At 70.6% G+C, this 19,849-nt stretch carries 21 protein-coding genes; 4 read left to right on the top strand and 17 right to left on the bottom strand.

Features of this window, described 5'->3' with window-relative positions:
* Positions 1–61 precede the first annotated feature (61 nt).
* The 4 genes from pdxH (at position 62) to AC3ANS_RS19840 (ending at position 5,538) form a co-directional block, all read left to right on the top strand.
* A complete protein-coding gene (pdxH, locus tag AC3ANS_RS19855) occupies positions 62–709 on the top strand; it encodes a pyridoxamine 5'-phosphate oxidase (protein WP_488293302.1) in 648 nt (215 codons plus the stop codon).
* 508 nt (positions 710–1,217) lie between these two features.
* On the top strand, positions 1,218–1,823 hold the full coding sequence (locus AC3ANS_RS19850; RefSeq protein WP_488293301.1) for a TetR/AcrR family transcriptional regulator: 606 nt from the start codon (positions 1,218–1,220) through the stop codon (positions 1,821–1,823).
* Entirely contained in the window at positions 1,820–3,556 is a 1,737-nt protein-coding gene (locus AC3ANS_RS19845; RefSeq protein WP_488293300.1) for an ABC transporter ATP-binding protein, read from the top strand. Before AC3ANS_RS19850 ends, AC3ANS_RS19845 begins: the two co-directional genes overlap by 4 nt.
* A gap of 122 nt (positions 3,557–3,678) precedes the next feature.
* Positions 3,679–5,538 (top strand): ABC transporter ATP-binding protein, encoded by a 1,860-nt coding sequence (locus tag AC3ANS_RS19840; protein ID WP_488296533.1) that lies wholly within the window; start codon positions 3,679–3,681, stop codon positions 5,536–5,538.
* Between the two features lie 293 nt (positions 5,539–5,831).
* On the opposite strand, the gene AC3ANS_RS19835 is transcribed toward AC3ANS_RS19840, so the two are convergent.
* The 17 genes from AC3ANS_RS19835 to AC3ANS_RS19755 all read right to left on the bottom strand — a co-directional run bounded on the left by AC3ANS_RS19835 (position 5,832) and on the right by AC3ANS_RS19755 (position 19,849).
* Complete coding sequence (locus AC3ANS_RS19835; RefSeq protein WP_488293299.1) at positions 5,832–6,128, bottom strand: hypothetical protein; 297 nt, start codon at positions 6,126–6,128, stop codon at positions 5,832–5,834.
* Between the two features lie 67 nt (positions 6,129–6,195).
* Complete coding sequence (gene flhA / locus AC3ANS_RS19830) at positions 6,196–8,235, bottom strand: flagellar biosynthesis protein FlhA (RefSeq protein ID WP_488293298.1); 2,040 nt, start codon at positions 8,233–8,235, stop codon at positions 6,196–6,198.
* A gap of 91 nt (positions 8,236–8,326) precedes the next feature.
* A complete protein-coding gene (locus tag AC3ANS_RS19825) occupies positions 8,327–9,472 on the bottom strand; it encodes an EscU/YscU/HrcU family type III secretion system export apparatus switch protein (protein ID WP_488293297.1) in 1,146 nt (381 codons plus the stop codon).
* 18 nt (positions 9,473–9,490) lie between these two features.
* Positions 9,491–10,252 (bottom strand): flagellar biosynthetic protein FliR, encoded by a 762-nt coding sequence (locus tag AC3ANS_RS19820; protein ID WP_488293296.1) that lies wholly within the window; start codon positions 10,250–10,252, stop codon positions 9,491–9,493.
* Between the two features lie 9 nt (positions 10,253–10,261).
* Positions 10,262–10,531 (bottom strand): flagellar biosynthesis protein FliQ, encoded by a 270-nt coding sequence (gene fliQ, locus AC3ANS_RS19815; protein ID WP_488293295.1) that lies wholly within the window; start codon positions 10,529–10,531, stop codon positions 10,262–10,264.
* 10 nt (positions 10,532–10,541) lie between these two features.
* A complete protein-coding gene (fliP, locus tag AC3ANS_RS19810; RefSeq protein WP_488293294.1) occupies positions 10,542–11,279 on the bottom strand; it encodes a flagellar type III secretion system pore protein FliP in 738 nt (245 codons plus the stop codon).
* 65 nt (positions 11,280–11,344) lie between these two features.
* The gene (locus AC3ANS_RS19805; protein WP_488293293.1) at positions 11,345–11,764 is read right to left on the bottom strand and encodes a flagellar biosynthetic protein FliO; all 420 of its coding nucleotides are present in this window, start codon (positions 11,762–11,764) and stop codon (positions 11,345–11,347) included.
* Positions 11,764–12,510, bottom strand: coding sequence for a flagellar motor switch protein FliN (gene fliN / locus AC3ANS_RS19800; RefSeq protein ID WP_488293292.1), 747 nt, complete (start codon positions 12,508–12,510; stop codon positions 11,764–11,766). Before fliN ends, AC3ANS_RS19805 begins: the two co-directional genes overlap by 1 nt.
* Positions 12,507–13,478: a flagellar motor switch protein FliM gene (locus AC3ANS_RS19795; RefSeq protein WP_488293291.1), complete on the bottom strand. Its 972-nt coding sequence runs from the start codon at positions 13,476–13,478 to the stop codon at positions 12,507–12,509. Before AC3ANS_RS19795 ends, fliN begins: the two co-directional genes overlap by 4 nt.
* Positions 13,479–13,635: 157 nt before the next feature.
* On the bottom strand, positions 13,636–14,103 hold the full coding sequence (locus tag AC3ANS_RS19790; protein WP_488293290.1) for a flagellar basal body-associated FliL family protein: 468 nt from the start codon (positions 14,101–14,103) through the stop codon (positions 13,636–13,638).
* 2 nt (positions 14,104–14,105) lie between these two features.
* The gene (locus AC3ANS_RS19785; protein ID WP_488293289.1) at positions 14,106–15,014 is read right to left on the bottom strand and encodes an OmpA/MotB family protein; all 909 of its coding nucleotides are present in this window, start codon (positions 15,012–15,014) and stop codon (positions 14,106–14,108) included.
* Complete coding sequence (locus AC3ANS_RS19780) at positions 15,014–15,781, bottom strand: motility protein A (protein WP_488293288.1); 768 nt, start codon at positions 15,779–15,781, stop codon at positions 15,014–15,016. The genes AC3ANS_RS19785 and AC3ANS_RS19780 overlap by 1 nt, the downstream gene beginning before the upstream one ends.
* A complete protein-coding gene (locus tag AC3ANS_RS19775; protein WP_488293287.1) occupies positions 15,781–16,071 on the bottom strand; it encodes a flagellar FlbD family protein in 291 nt (96 codons plus the stop codon). Before AC3ANS_RS19775 ends, AC3ANS_RS19780 begins: the two co-directional genes overlap by 1 nt.
* A gap of 193 nt (positions 16,072–16,264) precedes the next feature.
* The gene (locus AC3ANS_RS19770; RefSeq protein ID WP_488293286.1) at positions 16,265–17,128 is read right to left on the bottom strand and encodes a flagellar hook protein FlgE; all 864 of its coding nucleotides are present in this window, start codon (positions 17,126–17,128) and stop codon (positions 16,265–16,267) included.
* Between the two features lie 33 nt (positions 17,129–17,161).
* Positions 17,162–17,650, bottom strand: coding sequence for a flagellar hook assembly protein FlgD (locus AC3ANS_RS19765; RefSeq protein ID WP_488293285.1), 489 nt, complete (start codon positions 17,648–17,650; stop codon positions 17,162–17,164).
* Positions 17,651–17,660: 10 nt separating this feature from the next.
* On the bottom strand, positions 17,661–18,899 hold the full coding sequence (fliK, locus tag AC3ANS_RS19760) for a flagellar hook-length control protein FliK (RefSeq protein WP_488293284.1): 1,239 nt from the start codon (positions 18,897–18,899) through the stop codon (positions 17,661–17,663).
* Positions 18,896–19,849, bottom strand: coding sequence for a transglycosylase SLT domain-containing protein (locus tag AC3ANS_RS19755; RefSeq protein ID WP_488293283.1), 954 nt, complete (start codon positions 19,847–19,849; stop codon positions 18,896–18,898). Before AC3ANS_RS19755 ends, fliK begins: the two co-directional genes overlap by 4 nt.

Genomic DNA, 19,849 nt, shown 5'->3' with positions numbered 1-19,849 from the left:
CGCTGGGTCAGCGGACGGCGCCGGACGCATTGTGCACCGGGCCAGGGCTAGATTCGAGGGCATGTCACACCTCGATCTCGCTGCGCTACGTGAGGAGTATGCCCGGGCGGGCCTCGACGAATCCGACCTGGCCCCCGACCCGATCACGATGTTCGACCGCTGGATGGGGGAGGCGCACGACGCCATCCGCCACGACGCCAACGCGATGGTGCTCAGCACCGTCGGCCCCGACCTGGCTCCCGCGTCCCGGGTGGTGCTGCTCAAGGGCGTCTCCGAGGCGGGCTTCGTGTTCTTCACCAACACCGCGTCCGCGAAGGGCCGCGAGCTCGCGGCCAACCCGCGGTGCTCGCTGCTGTTCCCCTGGCACCCGCTCGAGCGGCAGGTCCGCGTCGACGGGGTGGCCGCCCCGCTGCCCCGGGCCGAGGTGGAGGAGTACTTCTCCTCCCGGCCGCGTGCCTCCCAGCTGGGCGCCTGGGCCTCGCACCAGTCCGAGCTCGTGTCCGGACGGGCCGAGCTCGAGGCAGCGTTCGCCGACGCCGAGTCGCGGTTCCCGGGGGAGACGCCCATCCCCGTGCCCGAGGAGTGGGGCGGGTACGCCGTACGCCCCGAGAGCGTGGAGTTCTGGCAGGGCCGGCCTGGCCGGATGCACGACCGGCTGCGCTACCGCCGCGCCGGGGACGGCTGGACGGTCGAGCGTCTGGCTCCCTGATGGCCTGCGCGGGTGCGCGTGTGGTTCCGCTTCTTGGTTTTCGAGGAGGCGTGGTTGCGGTTCGCTGTGGTTGGGGCGGCGTGGTTGCGGTCCGCGGTCGGGTTGCGGCTGTGCGGTGGCCCGGGTGCTGTGGTGCGGGTTCACTGGCAGCCACCGCCGAAGCCTGGGGGCAGAAGTGTCACCACCAAGACCACCAAAAGCGTCACCGATGTCCTGATGCAGAACTGTCACCGATGTCCTGAGACATAACAGACGGGTGGAAACCCGATCTGCGAGGGGTGGTCTCGAGGCTCGGGCCTGGGGGCCCTCGCGCCTCAACCACCGTGCTGCGAGGTGGCGACCGGGAGGCCGGGGGCGGGGCCGGAAGCGCGCGTACCCGCTTTGCTGCTACGAGCGCGGCCACCGACGACCTGAAGCCGACCCACATGTCGAGGTGGCCGGCACGCCGGGAGTGACGGTGCGGAGAAGAACTTGTGAGTGAGTGCTCACTCACTTATCCTCGATCCTCGTGGACACCAAGAGGGAGCGGGCGCGGCCGCTGTCGCCGGAGGAGCGGCGGGCGGAGATCATCGCCGCGACCCGGCCGCTGCTCTACGCGCACGGGCGGGACACGACGACGCGGCTGATCGCGGAGGCCGCCGGCATCGCCGAGGGCACGATCTTCCGGGCGTTCGCGTCGAAGGAGGAGCTCTTCGACGCGGTGCTGGAGGCTGAGTTCGACCCGACCTCGTTCCTCGACGACGTGCTGCGGATCGACCCCGACCTCGAGCTGCGCGAACGCATGGTCGTCTTCACCACCCTTCTCCAGCGGCGCTTCGTGGGCATCTTCGGGCTGATGTCGGCGATGGGGATGCGCAAGCCGCCCGAGAACCTGCGCGACCCCCAGGTCCGCGAACGTCTGGCCGGAGGCGGCCTGGCCACGCTGCTCGCCCCGGACGCTCACCGCTTCACGGTCCCCGTCGAGCGCGTCGCCGACTTCGTCCGGCTGCTCACGTTCTCCGGCAGCCACCCCCACATCTCCGACCAGCGTCCGCTCTCCCCCGAGGAGATCGTCGACGTGGTCCTCCACGGCGTTCTGAAGGGCAGTGACGTGAAAGGCAGTGACCCACGATGATGCTCCGACTCCTGCGCGAGCGGCTCGCGCCGTACCGCTCCTGGCTGGCGCTGGTGGTGGTCTTCCAGTTCATCGGCGTGGTGGCGATGCTCTACCTGCCCAGCCTCAACGCCGACATCATCGACGAGGGCGTCACCAAGGGCGACACGGGCTACATCGTGCGCGTCGGCGCGCTGATGCTCGGTGTCTCCCTGGTGCAGATCGTGTGCTCGGTCAGCGCGGTCTGGTTCGGCGCGCGTACGGCGATGGGCTTCGGGCGCGACGTCCGGGCCGCCCTGTTCCACCGGGTGGGGACGTTCTCCGCCCGGGAGGTCCAGCACTTCGGGGCGCCGTCGCTGATCACCCGCAGCACCAACGACGTCCAGCAGGTGCAGATGCTGGTGCTGATGGCCTGCACGATCGCGGTGTCCTCGCCGATCATGATGGTCGGCGGCGTGATCATGGCGCTGCGCGAGGACGTCGGGCTCGGCTGGGTGCTCGCCGTGGTGGTCCCGGCGCTCTTCGCGAGCGTGGGGTTCGTGGTCAGCAAGATGGTGCCGAACTTCCGGGCGATGCAGGCCCGCATCGACGAGGTCAACCGGGTGCTGCGCGAGCAGATCACCGGCATCCGCGTGGTGCGCGCGTTCGTCCGGGAGCCCTACGAGGCGGCCCGCTTCGGCACCGCCAACGACGAGCTCACCGACGTCGCCGTCCGGGCCGGACGCTGGATGGCCACGATGTTCCCGCTGGTGATCCTGGTCGTGAACGCCTCGAGCGTCGCGGTCATCTGGTTCGGCGGCCACCGGGTGGACAACGGGCAGATGCAGGTCGGGGCGTTGACGGCGTTCCTCAGCTACCTGATGCAGATCCTGATGTCGGTGATGATGGCGACGTTCATGCTGATGATGATCCCGCGGGCCTCGGTGTGCGGTGACCGCATCGTCGAGGTGCTCGACACCCACACCTCGGTGCCGCTGCCCGAGGACCCGGTGGCCCCCGACCCGGCGCTGCGGGGCCACCTCGACCTCGAGCACGTCACGTTCGCCTACCCGGGCGCGGAGTCGCCCGTTCTGAGCGACGTCTCGCTGAGCGCACGACCGGGGCAGACGATCGCGGTCATCGGCTCGACCGGTGCCGGGAAGTCGACGCTGGTCAACCTGGTGCCGCGGCTCTTCGACGCGACCGAGGGTGAGGTCCGCGTCGGTGGCACCGACGTACGCCGTGTCGACCTCGACCTGCTCTGGGAGCAGATCGGCCTGGTGCCGCAGCGGGCCTACCTGTTCACCGGGACCGTGCGCAGCAACCTGCTCCATGGCAAGCCCGACGCCACCGACGAGGAGATCTGGGCCGCGCTCGAGATCGCCCAGGGGCGCGAGTTCGTCGAAGCCATGCCCGAGGGCCTGGACGCGCCGGTCGCCCAGGGCGGGACGAACTTCTCCGGTGGCCAGCGACAACGCCTGGCGATCGCCCGGGCGTTGATCCGCCGGCCCGGGATCTACCTGTTCGACGACGCATTCTCGGCGCTCGACCTGGCCACCGATGCCCGGCTGCGGGCCGCGCTGAAGCCCGTCACCACCGATGCGACCGTGCTGATCGTCGCCCAGCGGGTGTCCACGATCGTCGACGCCGACCTGATCCTCGTGCTCGAGGACGGCCGGGTCGTCGGGCGCGGCACCCATCACGAGCTGCTCGCCGGCAACGAGACCTACCAGGAGATCGTCACCTCCCAGCTCACCGCCGAGGAGGCAGCATGAGCACCCCGCAAGGTCGCTCGCAGGAGACCCCGGACAGCGGGAGCGAGAAGACCAAGAAGACGCAGGGCTTCCAGGCGACCGAGCGCATCGAGGCCCCGCAGGGCGGGCCCGGTCGCGGGCCGATGGCCGGCGGCATGGTGGGCCAGAAGGCGATGACGTTCGTGCCGTCGGCCAAGCGACTGGTCGCCCGGATGCGTCCCGACCGGGCCAAGGCGATCGTCGTGGTGGTGCTCGGCGTCGCCAGCGTGGCGCTGATGTCATCCGGGCCACGGATCCTCGGACATGCCACCGACCTGGTCTTCGACGGCTTCATCGGCCGGCAGGTCCCGGCAGGCACCCCGGAGTCGGCGCTTCCCGACGCCGTGCAGGGACGCGACGTCGTGCCCGGCCAGGGCGTCGACTTCACAGCGGTCGGCCACGTGCTGATGGTCGTGCTGGCGATCTACGCGGCCGCCTCCCTGCTCGGGTGGCTCCAGGGCTTCGTGCTCAACACCGTCGTGCAGAACACCGTGCGCCGGATGCGACAAGACGTCGAGGACAAGATCAACCGGCTGCCGCTCGGCTACTTCGACCGCTCGCCCCGCGGCGAGCTCCTCTCACGCGTCACCAACGACATCGACAACGTCAGCCAGACCCTGCAGCAGACGATGAGCCAGCTGCTCACGTCGCTGATGACGGTCGTGGCCGTCCTCGGGATGATGTTCTGGATCTCCCCGCTGCTGGCACTCGTGGCGCTCGTGTCGGTGCCGGTGTCGCTGATCGTCACCGCACAGATCATGAAGCGCTCGCAGGGCCAGTTCGTCGCGCAGTGGCGGCGAACGGGCAGCCTCAACGCCCAGGTCGAGGAGGCCTACTCCGGCCACGCGCTGGTCAAGGTCTTCGGCCGCCGTGCCGAGATCGAGCAGACCTTCGCGGAGGAGAACGACGAGCTCTACAAGGTGAGCTTCGGGGCGCAGTTCGTGAGTGGCCTGATCATGCCGTCGATGATGTTCATCGGGAACCTCAACTACGTCGCGATCGCCGTGATCGGCGGCCTGCGGGTCGCCAACGGCTCGCTGTCGCTGGGCGACGTGCAGGCGTTCATCCAGTACACCCGGCAGTTCACCCAGCCGCTCACGACCGTCGCGTCGATGGCCAACCTCCTGCAGTCCGGCGTGGCCTCCGCGGAGCGGGTCTTCGAGCTGCTCGACGCCGACGAGGAGCCGGCCGACCCTGCCGAACGTCGTACGCCGACGCGGCGCCGCGGCGAGGTCGCCTTCGAGCACGTCTCGTTCCGCTACGACGAGGACCGGCCCCTGATCGACGACCTGTCGCTGGTCGCGCGGCCGGGCCAGACCGTCGCGATCGTCGGGCCGACCGGTGCGGGCAAGACCACGCTGGTCAACCTCGTGATGCGGTTCTACGACATCGACGGCGGCCGGATCACCTTGGACGACGTGGACATCTCGGCGATGCCCCGCTCCGCGCTGCGCGGCCAGGTCGGGATGGTGCTCCAGGACACCTGGCTCTTCGAGGGCACCATCCGCGACAACATCGCCTACGGCCGTCCCGACGCCACGGACGAGCAGGTCCTCGAGGCCGCCCGTGCGACGTTCGTCGACCGCTTCGTGCACTCACTGCCCGACGGCTACGACACCGTGATCGACGAGGAGGGCTCGAACCTCTCCGCGGGTGAACGTCAGCTCGTCACGATCGCGCGGGCGTTCCTCACCGACCCTGCGCTGCTGATCCTCGACGAGGCCACCTCGTCGGTGGACACCCGCACCGAGCTGCTCGTCCAGCACGCGATGGCGGCACTGCGCACGGACCGTACGTCGTTCGTGATCGCCCACCGGCTCAGCACGATCCGAGACGCCGACCTGATCTTGGTGATGGAGGACGGCGCGATCGTCGAGCAGGGCACGCACGACGAGCTGCTCCGCACCGGTGGCGCGTACGCCCGGCTCTACAACGCCCAGTTCCAGGCGGCCGAGGTGGCCTGAACCCGATGCCGGACCCGAACGGGTGAAGCCCTCATTAATCCCTTGATCACCCGAGGAGCCCGACCTACCGTGATCACACACGGGAAAGGAGGTGGTCCGAGGAATGAGTTCTTCTTGGATGCGTGAGGTGGCTGCCCGCTAGCAGCCCCAGCAACATCGGGGGCGGAAGTGCCCTCGAAGGCTGCTGGTGAATCCCAAGCAGTCACCCGACCCGCAGGCGATCCGGTCTTCACATCCACCGGAGCGGTCTCCCCGGAGGCCAGCGCCTGCGGGTCGCTGCATGTCCGGACCGATCAGGCGGAGCTGTCGGCTGCCGCCTCGGCGTCCCGCGCCTCGGCGGCTGCCCGCTCGGTCGCGGCCTTCTCCGCGGCGGCTTGGTCGGCGGCTGCCTGTTGGACCCGGTTGGTCTCCAGGGCCTGGGCCGAGAACGACGCGAACATCGAGCACACGGCCCAGACCGCGGCCGCGCAGATCAGCAGCCGCATGAGCGCGGTGTCGACCGACAGGGTGCCGGCGACCCGGGCCGCGTAGATCGCCGGTGAGCCGACGAGCAGCGTGCCGGTCACGACCGGCCACGAGAGCGGGCTCATGCGAGGTCCCGGTGGGTGCGTGTGCCGGGGGAGCACAGCGGGGGGAGCGCGCGAGGGGATCGGATCATCATGCGGTCACCGCCAGTGGCACGTCGGCGCCGACGATGCCCTCGGAGCGGATCTGCTCGGCGCCGAGCAGCTCCTGGTAGGAGAGGACAGCGAGCCGCGGCACGATGGGGTGCACCAGGCGGTGCACCGCCGCACGCAGCTGCGGAGCGCAGACCAGCACGGGTCGCAGGTTGCGGTTCTCGACCGTGGCGACCATCTGCGCGAGGTTGGTGAGGAGCGCCTGGCTGGACTCGGGGTCGAGCGCGATCGAATGACCGTGCTCGGAGGGCCGGAGCGACTCCAGGATGCGCTGCTCGAGCTGGGGCTCGAACGTGATCACGTGCAGCACCTTGTCGACGATGTACGGCGCGGCGATGGCCGCTCCGAGGGCCCTGCGGGCGGCCTCGACCAACGGGTCGAGGTCCTTGGTGCGGGTAGCCTGGAGCGAGAGGGCCTCGTAGATCCGGACCAGGTCGCGGATCGACACGCCTTCGTCGAGCAGCTGCTGGAGGACCCGCTGGATCTCGCCGAGGCTGAGCACGGTGGGCGTGAGCTCCTCGACCACCACGGGGTGGGAGCGCTTGACCACGTCGGTGAGCATGCGGACGTCCTCACGGCCGAGGAGCTGGGCGGCGTTCTGGGTGACGACCTCGGCCAGGTGCGTGGTGATGACCGAGGCACGGTCGACGACCGTCGCGCCGGAGAGCTCGGCCTGGCTGCGCAGGGCGGCTGGGATCCACCGCGCCTCCAGCCCGAAGACCGGCTCACGCGTGGCCTCGCCCGGCAGGGAGCCGAGGAAGTCGCCGATGGCCAGCACCGTGCCGGGCGGCGCCTCGCCGCGGGCGACCTCGATGCCGAACAGCATGATCGCGTAGGTCCGCGAGGGCAGCTGCGGGTTGTCGCGGGTGCGCACGGGCGGCGCGACGATGCCGAGATCGGTCGCGATCTTGCGGCGCAGCGACTTCACCCGCTCGAGCAGGTCGCCACCGGTGGTGGGATCGACCAGGTCGATGAGGTCCGCGGAGAGCTCCAGCCCGAGCGGGTCGACCTGGATCTCGGCGGCCAGCAGCTCGGGGGTGTCGACGGACGCGAACGTGCTGGTCGTCGCGGCGGGGTCCTCGGCCTCCGGCGCCTCCTTGATGCGGGAGGAGGCCACGAGCATCAGCCCGCCGGCGAGCATGAACGGGATCTTCGGCAGGCCGGGGATGAGGCACAGCGTCAGCGCCGCGAAGCCGGCGATCCGCAGCGGGGTCCGGTTCGCGGTCATCTGGCGCATGATGTCGCTGCCCATGTCGCTCTCACCCGTGGCCCGGGTGACGATCAGGCCGGTGGCGACCGAGAGCAGCAGGGCGGGGATCTGGGAGACCAGGCCGTCACCGACCGAGAGCAGGCTGTACGTCGTGACCGCCTCGCCGAACGGCATGCCGTTCTGGCCGACGCCGACAGCGAACCCGCCGATGAGGTTGACGAGCGTGATGATGATCGCGGCGATCGCGTCGCCCTTGACGAACTTGGACGCACCGTCCATCGCGCCGTAGAAGTCGGCCTCGGCGTGCACCTCGGCTCGCCGGCGGCGTGCCTCGTCCTCGTCGATGAGTCCGGAGTTGAGGTCCGCGTCGATCGCCATCTGCTTGCCGGGCATCGCGTCGAGGGTGAACCGGGCACCGACCTCGGCGACCCGGCCGGCACCGTTGGTGATCACGACGAACTGGATGACGAGCAGGATCGCGAACACGATGAGGCCGACGATCAGCGATCCGCCGACGACGAAGTGGCCGAAGGTGTCGATGACCTTGCCGGCGAAGCCGTGGAGGAGCACGAGGCGGGTGGCGCTCACGTTGAGCGCGAGCCGGAACAGCGTCATCACCAGGATCACCGCGGGGAAGGCGGCGAAGTCGAGGGGCCCGCGCACGAACATCGTGGTCATCAGGACCAGGAGGGCGACCGTGATGTTCAGCGCGATGAGCAGGTCGAGCAGCATCGCTGGGAGCGGCACCACGAGCATCACGACGATCATCACGATGCCGACGGGCACCGCGAGCTGGCTCAGCCGCTTCAAGGGCACGAGCTCCTCCAGGGGAAGACGGGGGTTGGCGAGATGAGTGCCATCCGTGGCACCGCGAACCGACTCCGTCCTGGGGTCGGGTCTTCTATCGGCCGGTCGGAGCCTCGCCTGAGGGGTTCGGGCGGCGGCGGCCGGCGGCGAGCACCTCGGGGAGGTCCTCCATCGTCCGTGGGGTGCGGTGCTCCCCGCCGCGCTGACCGCGGACCCGGCGGCTGATGACGAACGCGAGCACCTGGGCGACGGCGGCGAACAGCTCCGCAGGGATCTCCTGGCCGACGGTCGTCGACGTGTAGAGCGCCCGCGCCAGCGGGATGTCGCGCACCAGTGGGACCCGCGCCTCGGTGGCACGCTCGCGGATCGCGGTGGCGATCACGCCCGCACCCCGGGCGACCACCCGAGGAGCGCCGCGCTCCGGGTCGTAGCGCAGTGCCACCGCCACGTGGGTCGGGTTGACCAGCACGACGTCGGCTGTGGGCACGTCGGCCATCATCCGGTTGCGGGAGACCGCGAGCTGGCGCGAGCGGATGGCTCCCTTGAGCAGCGGGTCGCCCTCGGACTGCTTGTACTCCTGCTTGACCTCGTCCTTCGACATCTTGGTCTGCTTGCCGATCCGGCGCCGCTGCACGATGTAGTCGACGACGCCGAGCAGCACGCCGGCGACGCCGATGTTGCGGATCATGCCGACGGCGTGGGTGCTGAACTCACCGAGCACGAAGGGGATCGGCATCAGGCCGCCGATCAACGGCAGCATCGACTTGACGGCGCTCCAGACCAGGAGCGCCACGATGCCGCTGCGCAGGATCATCTTGGCGCCTTCCCACACAGCGCGCGGGCCGAAGATCCGCTTGAAGCCGGGCAGGGGGTTGATCTTGGAGAGCTTGGGCTTCACTGCCTTGGTCGCCAGGAAGAAGCCGCCCTGGCCGAGCGCGCCTGCGACGCCGATGAGAGCGATGGCGCCGCCGAGCATCACCAGGGTGAAGAGCACGTGGCCCAGGCCCTTGCCGAGCAGGCTCAGCGCGAGGTCAGGGTTGGCCTGCGAGCCCGAGGTGAGGGCGAGGGTGGTCAGCTCGCGGAGCTTGCCGATCTCATGGCCGACCAGGCCGGGGAGGAACATCGCGATCAGGAGGAGCGCCGCCCATGCGCCGAGCTCGGGCGTCCGGGGGACCTGACCCTCCTTGCGGTTCTCCTTGCGACGCTTGGTGGTCGGCTGCTCGGACTTCTCGCCGCTCACGGAGTGCTCACCTCCCGCTCACCCTGCGCCCGAGAGCGTGGACATCGCCTGGGTGGACAGCGCCACGAGCCGGTCCACCGCCTCCGGGAGCACCGGGAAGGAGAGCCCGACGAGCAGCAGCGTCATCCCGACCTTGACCGGGAACATCACGTTGAAGGCGTTGAGCTGCGGAGCGACCTTCGTCAGCAGCGCGAGGCCCAGGTCGGACAGGAACAGCACGGCGATCATGGGGAGCGCGATCTGGACCGCGGTGGTGAAGAACAGCCCGAACGCCGTCAGGAGCACGTCTGGAGCGGTCTGCCAGTCGGGCGTCGTACCGAGCGGCAGGAAGTGGAACGTGCGCAACAGGCCGCCGATCACCACCAGGTGGCCGCCGCTGACGAACAGCAGGACCATCGCCAGCATCTGGTGGAACTTGCCGAACACCGTGTTGGTGTTCATCGACAGCGGGTCGAAGCCCTGTGCGAGCGAGAAGCCGCCGAACACGTCGATGAGGCTGCCGGCGGCCGCGATCGCGCCGAGCAGCAGCTGGGTCACGAACCCCATCGCCACCCCGATCAGCACCTGGGTCCCGGTGTTGAGCATCAGACCCACGGTGTTGAGCGGGATCGAGCTCCCGTCGGGCACGGCGGCGAAGGCCAGCCCGAGCCCGAGCACGACCTTCGCCATCGTCGGGATGCCACGTCCGGAGAACGGAGGCACCACGGAGAGCCAGGCGAGGATGCGGACCGAGGCGAGCAGGTACGCCACCAGGGGCTCGCCCGAGACGGTCAGCGTCATGAGCCGGGCTCAGCCGAGGAGCGCGGGGATGCCCGCGAAGAGGTCGTTGGTGAACGACACGAGCGTGTGCATCATCCAGTTCCCGCAGAGCAGGAGCGCGATCCCGATGCCGATCAGCTTCGGCACGAACGCGAGCGTCGCCTCCTGGATCTGCGTCAGCGACTGGAACAGCGAGATGGCGAATCCGATGACAAGCGCGGTCACCAGGATCGGGGCGGACAGCTTGAGCGCCACGACCATGGTGTGCAGCGCGATCTCGATGACGGCGGTGTCGGACATGTCGCCGCCCCTAGCTCGCGTAGCTCGCGACGAGCGACTTGATGACGAGCGCCCATCCGTCCACCAGGACGAACAGCAGCAGCTTGAACGGCAACGAGACCATCACCGGCGGCATCATCATCATGCCGAGGGCCATCAGCGCTCCGCTCACGACCAGGTCGATGACGAGGAACGGGATGAAGATGATGAACCCGATGATGAAGGCCTGCTTGAGCTCGGTGAGCACGAACGCCGGGATCAGGGTCGCGGTCGACACGTCCGACCGGTCCTTGGGCAGGTCGCGGTCGGCGACGTTGGTGAGCAGCATCAGCTCGTCGTCGTCGGTGTTGTCGAGCATGAAGCCCCGGAGCGGCTCGAGGCCGTCCTGGATCGCGACCGACGTCGTCTTGTCGCCGTTGAGGTAGGGCTGCAGGGCGAGCTCGTTGATGTCGGACAGCACCGGGCCCATCACGAACAGGCTGAGGAACAGGGCGAGGCCCGCCAGCACCTGGTTGGGCGGCGTCTGCTGCAGACCGAGGGCGTTGCGGGTGAGCCCGAGCACCACGAAGATCTTGGTGAACGCGGTGCAGCTGAGCAGGATCGCCGGCAGCAGGGAGATCAGCGTCAGGCCGATGATCACCGTGACCGACGTGCTCGGGCTGTCGGTGAGGCCGCCGAGGTCGATGGTGACGCCAGCTCCGCCGGCGTTCGGCCCGGCGGGGCCGGTGGGTCCGTTGGGGGCGGCGTACGCCGCTGCTGGTGCTGACACTACGGCGCCCACCCCGGCGCCGAGTGTCACGATTCCCAGCAGCAGCCTCCGCCGCACGCGGCCGATCATGAGCTCCTCCGGGTGGCTGCGGCGAGGGCCTGTTTCCAGGTCGCGGCGCTGAGCACGGATCCTGACAGTGGACTGTCGGTCGGGGCCGTCGCGGCTGGTGCCGGGCCGGGTGGGGCGCTGCGAGCAACGGGTCCGTCGGCGAGCGAGAGCACGTCGGCGTCGGTGGCGGCGAGGTCTTCGGGATCGAGCTCGGTGAGGACCCGCACCTGGTGCTCGGTGGCACCGAGGACCAGCAGGCGGCTGCCGACGGCGACGACCGAGATCGTGGAGCTCCGGGACAGGTGGTGGCGGTGCAGGACGCGGACCATCGAGTCGCGGTTGCCTCGGAACCGGCGCCCGCCGAAGCGGGCGATGAGGAGCAGGAGGCCGATGACCAGCGACAGCGAGACCAGGAGTCGGACGGTGAGCTCGAGCATCAGCCGGCCGTCGTGTCGGTGACGATCTCGGTGATCCTCAGACCGAAGTCCTCGTCGATCACCACGACCTCGCCACGGGCGATGAGCCGGCCGTTGACGAGCAGGTCTGCCGGGCTGCCGGCCGCGCGGTCGAGCTCGAGGACGGCGCCCGGCGCCAGGTCGAGGAGCTCGCGCACCGTCATCTGGGCGCGACCGATCTCGACGGTGACCTCCATGTCGACGCCGTGCAGCATCTCGATGCCGCGCCGGTTGGCGCCCGCGAGAGCAGGGGAGGCCACAGGGGCCGCGGCCTGGTCGCCGCCGGTCGCGGCGAGGAGCGTCTCGGGCACCAGCAGGGCCGCGACGGGTCCGGCGCCATCGAGCGGGATGACCACGAACGACGTACCGATCTCGGCTGCGACGGCGCCGGGCTCGACCTGACGAGCGGCGCCGACGCGGGCCCCGAGCTTCTGTGCGGCCGCGTCGAGGCTGGGCTGCAACGCGGCGGCCAGGTCGAGGCCGCCGAGCGGGCTGGCGGCGAGGGCAGCGACGAGATCCGCGCCCACGAGGACGACCAGCGGCGCCGAGGCGACGCCGTCCAGGTCCGCGACGACCGCGCCGGCGAACCCGGCCAGGGCCGGGTCGCTGGGGTCGCCCTGGCGCGGGGCGCCGACGGTGAGGGGCTCGGCGGCGGGCAGCACCGCGATGGCGGCGGTGGCGGCGCCGACGGCGAGCTCGAGGTCCACGGTGATCTGCGCGGTGGTCATGCGTTCTCCTTCGGGGTGCCCACGATCAGGGCGGCGAGCCGGAACCCGCTGGTCCCGGGTGTGGCGTGCGCGAAACAGGTGCCGTCGACGACGACCTCGAGAGGCGCGGCGGCGGGATGGTGCAGACGAACGGCGTCGCCGGGGCGGAGCGCGGCGAGGTCGCCGGGGCTGAGCTTGGTCGGCCGCAGGCTGACGGCGACCTGGAGGGGAACCCGCTCGAACTGGTCGGCGAGCTCGGCTGCCGCGCGAGCACGCTGCGCGCGCTCGCGTTCGGAGACGGGGGCAGGAGCCGCCGCCCTCAGCAGGTGCGGGAGCAGGCTGGAGAACGGCATGCAGACCGTCATCCGGAAGCTGCGCTCGTTGATGCGCAGCTCCAGGCTCGCGGCCACCATCACGTCGGAGGCGCCGGCGACCTGGATGAACTGGGGGCTGTACTCGACGCCCCGCACGACCGGCTCGAAGGTGGCGATCGAGGCCATCGAGTAGCGCATCTCGCCCAGGAGGCGGTTGATCATGCCGCTCGCGACACCCGCCTCGATCTCGGTCAACGGGCGTTCGGGCTGCTCCTCGCGGCCGGGGCCGCCGAGCATGTGGTCGACGGACGTCATCACCGCGATGAGCGGGATCTCGAGCACGCCCCGGTCGAACAGCGGGTCGGCGGAGAACGCGGTCAGGTACGTCGAGCTGTCCAGGGAGTCGATGTACTCGGCGTACGTGCGCTGCTCGATCGAGGACAGCGTGACCGAGCACACGGTGCGCAGTGACGAGGTGAACACCGTCGTCGCCTGTCGGCAGAAGTCGTCGAACGCCAGCTGCAGCATCCGTGAGTGCTCGCGGGAGAGCTGGATCGGTCGTCGGAAGTCGTAGGGCTGAGGGGTCGCGGCGGCGCGCCGGGACCGCCGGTCGGCCGCGGGCGCGGCACCGGGCTGAGCGACAGGAGCGTCGGAGGAGGCCACGATGACTTCCATCGGCCCGTCCGCCGGGTTCCTGAGAGAAGTCGGCACGCGAAGTCGCGTGCCGGCCCCGGCGGCGTGGTGGGGATCAGGTCACCCGGTGACCGGATCCGTCAGAGCGGTGTCGACCGCTCCGCGAAGGGGCCCGTGAGCGGGCCCGCGGGGAGACCCGTCACTGGGTGACGAACTCGGTGAAGTACACCCCCATGACCTCCTCGTCGTAGGCCTTCTCCAGCGTGGACTCCAGCTCCTCCTTCAGCGCGCGGCGATCCTTCGCGGTGGCGATGTCCTCCATCGTGAGCCCGCTGAACAGGTCGATCGTCGCGTCCAGCGCCTTGCTGCCGTCGACCTCCGCCGGCGCTCCCTCGGTGAGCTGCAGCGCGATGCCGATCTTGAGGTAGTGCCCGGACGCGAGGTTGATCTGGGTCGAGTCCAGCGGGAGGATCACGCCGGGCTTGGGGGCCTCGTTCGCCGAGGCGTCGGGCTTCAGCAGGAACCAGTACGCCGCTCCCGCGACGACGAGCACTGCAGCGACGATGATGAGCAGCTTCTTCTTGCCGGGCTTCTTGGTGTCCGACGTGGCGTCGGCCCCGTCGGCCTCGGCCTTCTTCGCGGCCTTCTTGGCCTTGATGGCAGTCACGCTCATTCCTCTCCCCCCTGTCCGCCCGGTCGGGCGTTCAGCACGTTGTCGATCAGCTGCGTGGCCTCTGCGCTGGTCTGCGGGAGGACGACGATGTCGACCCGCTTGTTGATGTCCTGCGAGCCCGGCAGGGACGGGTCGATGAGCGGCCGCTCGTGGCCGAAGGCCGAGACCGAGAGTCGCCTCTGGGGCAGTCCGTCCAGCTCGTTCAGGCGCCGCAGCACGGTCACCGCACGGGCCGCCGAGAGGTCCCAGTCGGTGGCGTAGAAGCGCGGCTTGACCGGCTCCTGGTTGGTGTGACCGTCGATCCGCAGGTCGTTCGGCACGTCGATGAGCACCTTGGCGAGGGTGTCGACCACGCGCTGGCCCCGCGGGCTCAGCACCGCGATGTTCGGCTGGAAGACCACGTGCCGGGACACCAGGCTGACCACGAGGCCGCGGTCGTCGATCGTCGCCTGCACGTCCTTCTGCAGGCCCGCCTTGCGCAGGGCGGCCATCAGCTTGGCGCGGACCGCCTCGAGCCGGCGGGCCTCGGCCTCGGCCTCGGCGTACGTCGTCTGCAGGCGGCGCTTCTCCTCGGAGTCGATCGCGGACCGCACCATCTGCTGCTGGGCCGCGGGCATCGCCTGGAACGCCGCGCTCGAGACCACGTCCAAGCCCTGCTGGGCGAGGTCGTTCTCGAGGACCGAGTCGTTGCCCTTCAAGATCGACGCCTGTCCACCGAAGCCAACGGCCAGGCCGGACTTGAGGGCGTCGTACTTGTCCTCGCTGACCTGGCTCATCGCGAACATGATGATGAACAGCACCATCAGCAGGGTGAGCATGTCGGCGTACGTGACGAGCCAGCGCTCGTGGTTCACGTGCTCCTCGGGCTCCTCGGCCTTCTTGCGCCGACGTGGCGGGCTGCTCATCAGGCGGCCTCCTCCTCACGCTGGCCGACCGGGAGCAGCGAGCGCAGCCGCTGGGCGACGATGCGCGGGTTGGAGCCGGCCTGGACGGCGGCGACGCCTTCGATCACCAGCTCCATCTGGGCCGCCTCGAGCTCGCCGAGGCGGGTCAGGCGGGAGCCGATGGGCAGGAAGATCACGTTGGCGGAAGCGACACCCCACAGGGTGGCGACGAAGGCGCCGGCGATGAGGGGGCCGAGCTTCTCCGGCTCGGCAAGCTGCTCGAGCACGTGCACGAGGCCCATGACCGTGCCGACGATGCCGATCGTGGGCGCGTAACCGCCGCAGGCGTTCCAGTAGCGGGCCGCCTGCTTGGCCTCGGCCTTCTTGGCGTGGACCTCGGCCTCGAGGATGTCGCGGAGCTCCTCGGGGTCCGTGCCGTCGATGGCCATCGTCAGAGCCTTGGAGAGGAACGGGTCGTCGAGCTGCGCGACCATGTCCTCCAGGGCCAGCAGGCCCTCGCGACGGGCCTTGTCGGCCGCGGCGACCAGCTGGGGGACCAGCTGCGCGCCGTTCGGCGCGGGAGCGGTGAAGGCGCGGACCAGTCCGCGGTAGGCGAGCTTGGCGTCGCCCATGGTGCCGCCGGCCAGCGAGATCAGGAGGGTGGTGCCGAACACCAGCAGCATCGGCGGGAGCAGCAGCAACGCCATCGGGTTGCCGCCCTCGAGGACGTTGGCCACGATGACGACGAGGAACCCGACGAGGACTCCGATCAGGGTTGCCGGGTCCATCAGGCGTCAGCCCTGTCGATCCGGCTCAGGTGCGCGGCCGGGTGCTCCGTGACGGTGCCCAGCCGCGGGTGCTCCTGCGGCCAGGGCTCGACGTCGATGTAGGAGCTGAGAGCGAGGACCTCGCCGCGGTAGTAGCGCACCGCAGCGACCACGTCCTCGAGGGAGTCGGTGACGACGTACTTCTTCCCGTCGACCAGCGTGACCACAGTGTCGGGGGTGGAGTCGACCCGCTCGATCAGATCGGAGTTGAGTGCGAACACCGTTCCCGAGAGTCGCCTGAGTGTGATCATGTGCACCATCCTTGGGCCGTTCCGAGCAACCGTCCGTGGCGCTCGCAATGTTGATCGGCGATCGCAGCCTGGACCTGAGCGGTCCAGCCCACCCGCCGGGCTGGCCTTCGTGCCGCAACGACTCGTGGCCTCGAGCGGGTGCTCGAGGCCACGAGGCGGACTGGGGAGAGGCGGATGGGACCCGCCTCGCCGGCTACCGCTTGATGTTGACGAGGTCCTCGAGCACCTGGTCGGAGGTGGTGATGACCCGCGAGCTGGCCTGGAAGCCACGCTGGGCGAGGATCAGGTTGGTGAACTCGGCCGCCAGGTCGACGTTCGACATCTCCACCGAGCCGGGGCTCAGGCTGCCGAGGCTGCCCTGGCCGGCCACGCCGTACTCGGCGTCGCCGGAGTTCGCGGTCGTGGTGAAGCTGGTCTCGCCGACCTTGGCCAGACCCATCGGGTTGTTGAAGTCCGCGAGCACGACCTGGGCGATGACCTTCTTGGTGCCGTTGTCGAACGTGCAGGTGAGCTTGCCGTCCTTGCCGATCTCGTACGACGAGAGCTCGCTCGGAGGGGTGCCGGCGTCATCCTGCGGGAGCACGATGTCGGTGAGCGCCGGCGTGGCGGGGAGGGTCCCGTCCGGTGCCGTGGCGTAACCCTGGACGCGGCCGCCGCCCGGGGACACCAGGGTGCCGTTCTTGTCCCAGCTGAAGGCGCCGGCGCGGGTGTAGGTCATCTCGTTGCCGCGCGCGACGACGAACATCCCGTCACCGTTGATCATCAGGTCGGTGGGCCGGCCCGTGGTCTGGTTCGAGCCCTGGTTGAAGTTCGTGTTGGTCGCCGCGACCTGGACGCCGAGCCCGACCTGGATCGGGTTGGTGCCGCCGAGGCCGGTGTTGGTGGCGCCGCTCGGGCCCGAGCTCGCGGTGAGCATCTGGGAGAGCGTGTCCTGGAAGACCGTCGAGCTGGACTTGTAGCCGATCGTGTTCGCGTTGGCGATGTTGTTGCCGGTCACGTCGAGCATGGTCTGGTTGACCCGAAGGCCGCTGATGCCGGCGAAGAGGGAGCGAAGCATGGGTGTCTCCTGGTGGGTGGGTGTCGCGGATGGTCAGACGGTGGTGGTCGCGGCGGGCGTGGACCCGTCGGTGGCAGGGGCAGTGGGGGCCGGGGAGTCAGCGGGCGCCGTGGCGCTGACCGACTGGACCTGGCCGAGGGACACGTTCGCGCCGTCGACGACGAGCATCGGTCCGCTGGCGTCGTAGCTCACCGAACCGACGAGGCCGGACGTCGAGGTCCCGTCAGCGTTCAGGTAGGTGACCTGTCGGCCGACCAGTCCGCTGGCACCGAACGAGATCTGGGCCGCGAGCAGCGCCGAGGTCTGGTCGGCGACCTGCTGCATCTTCTCCAGGGCGGTGAACTGGGCATTCTGGGCGAGGAACTCGCCCGAGTCGGCCGGGTTCATGGGGTCCTGGTAGCGCAGCTGCGCGACCATCAGGTTCAGGAACATCTCCTTGTCGTCGCCCGACTTGGTGGTGGTCGCCGGCTGGTACATGCCAGCAGGCGGTGTGGTGACGGCTTCGGTTGCCGGTACGGACACGGGTCTCTCCTCACATCGTCACGTCGAGGCCCGGTCGGGCCCCCGTGACCGTCTCGGTGGTGCGCGACGAGGTCGTCGCAGTGGTGATGCCGTCGGTGGCGTTGGTGCCGCCGGGCGTGGGACCGCGCCGCTGGTCGCCGGTCTCACCGCCGCGCCCCGCACCGGCTCCGGCGCCGCCGGAGAGGTCGGTGGACCAGGAGCTGCCGTGACCCGGCTGGCCGGACGACAGGCCGGACGACGAGGCCGACGACGGCGCGCCGACCGGGAGCCCGGCGGTGTCACGCACGACGATGCGCGAGTCACCGCGCCCCACCGCGTCGAGGAGGCGCTGCAGCTCGGGGGTGCCCTCGATCAGTGCGCGCCGCGCCTGGTTGCCGGCGCTGAGGCTGACCTCGAGGGTGCCGCGACGCTCGGTGAGCACGACCCGGACCTCGCCCAGGGCCTCGGGGTGGAGCCGCACGGTGACCCGCTGCGGGCCGTCCGGGTTCGTGGTCAGGCGGACGACCTCGGGGAACACCTGGTGGGCGACCGGTCCGGACTGCTGGACGGTCGGGGTGCTGACCGTGGCCGTCGCGGTGGTGGCGACCGGACCGGCAGCCAGCGGCGTCGTACCGGCTCCGGTGGGCGTCGCCGGTGCGGCGGGCGCCACCGCTGCGGGCGCCGGAGCGCCCGGCGTGGTCTCCTCGGCGACCGGAGCGCCGGGTTCGGCGGTCGCGGCGTCTGCGGCGGTCGCCGCGAGACGGTGGGCCGACGCGGACGATCCCGCCCCGGTCCCGGTGCCAGCGGCCAGGGCCGGCACGGCGGTCGCGGCCGCCTGTCCGGGTGCGGTGCTCGTGGCGGCCGGGCCGCCGATGGCGTCGATCCCGCCTGGGGCCCCTGTCTCGGGCCCGGCGGTTCGGGCCGCGGGAGCAGGCGACACCAGGCCCGGGGCCAGGGCGGCCACGAGGCCCGGCATCAACGAGGCGGCCAGGGTCGCGTCCACCTGCTCGCCGGTGTCGGTCGGCTCGGCTGCCTTGCCGGTGCCGGTGTCTGCGGCAGCTTTGGCGGTCTCGCCCGCCAGCGCGGCGGCCTGCGGTGTCGCGGCGCCCGGCTGGCCGGTGCCCGGGACCGCCGGCTGGGCGTCGAGGATGCCCTGGATCAGGGCGAGGAACACGTCCCCGCCTCCCGAGGGCCCGGAGGACCCGGCGCCTCCGGGGGCGCCCTGGTCGACGGCCGGTGCGGACGGGCCGATCGGTGTGGTGGTGGTCATGCGGCGGCTCCCAGCATCGACATCACGGAACGGACGTAGTTGGTGGTCTCGGGGTAGGGCGGGATGCCGCCGTACCGGAGCACGGCGCCGGGCCCGGCGTTGTAGGCGGCCAGCGCCAGCGGCGTGCTGCCGAAGCGGTCGAGCAGGCTGCTCAGCAGTCGCGCCGCGCCGTCGACGGCCTGCGCGGGGTCGTAGGCGTTCTCGACGCCCAGGCCGGCGGCGGTGCCGGGCATCAGCTGCATGAGCCCCTGCGCGCCGGCCGGGCTGGTCGCCCGCGGGTTGTAGCCGGACTCCTGCCGGGCCACGGCCGAGAGCAGGTCGGCGCTGACGCCGTAGCGCTGGGCGGCCGAGTCGAAGAGCGAGGCGTACGGCGTACCCGCGGCGACCCGGCCGGACACGCCACCGGCGATCGGTGCGATCGCACCGGTCGACCCGGCGTCCGGGACGATCCGGCGGATCGCGGTCGGGGCCTCGTAGACCGGCCCGATCCGCACGTCGAGCCCGGGCCGGGGTGCCTCGATCATCTGGTTGTCGCCGATGTAGATGCCCACGTGGTGGACGGGTGACCCGAACGCGAGGACGTCGCCGGGCTGTGCGTTCGCCAGCCCTCCGGTCACCGGGCGGCCGGCCTCGGCCTGCTGGTAGGACACCCGCGGCAGCTGGTAGCCCAGGTCCCCGTAGACCTGCTGGACCAGGCCGGAGCAGTCCAGGCCGGTCTTCGGGTCGGTACCGCCCCAGACGTAGGGGACGCCGAGGTACTTCTTCGCATCGGCGACGACGGCGTCGCCGGCAGTGCTCGAGCCGGTGGTCGTGCCGGCCGTGCCGGAGGCGCTCGCCGCCTGCAGCGTCGCCGCGAACGCGGCCGAGGAGGTGGAGGTGGTGGCCGGCGCGAGCAGGGTGAGCTGGGACTGGATCTGGCTGATCCGTGCGGTGACGTCGGTGACGCTCAT

The organism is Nocardia sp. 149-1B, assembly GCF_057747975.1.
Note: the sequence above shows the minus strand (reverse complement) of the source record. Positions and strands in the feature narration are given on the sequence as shown.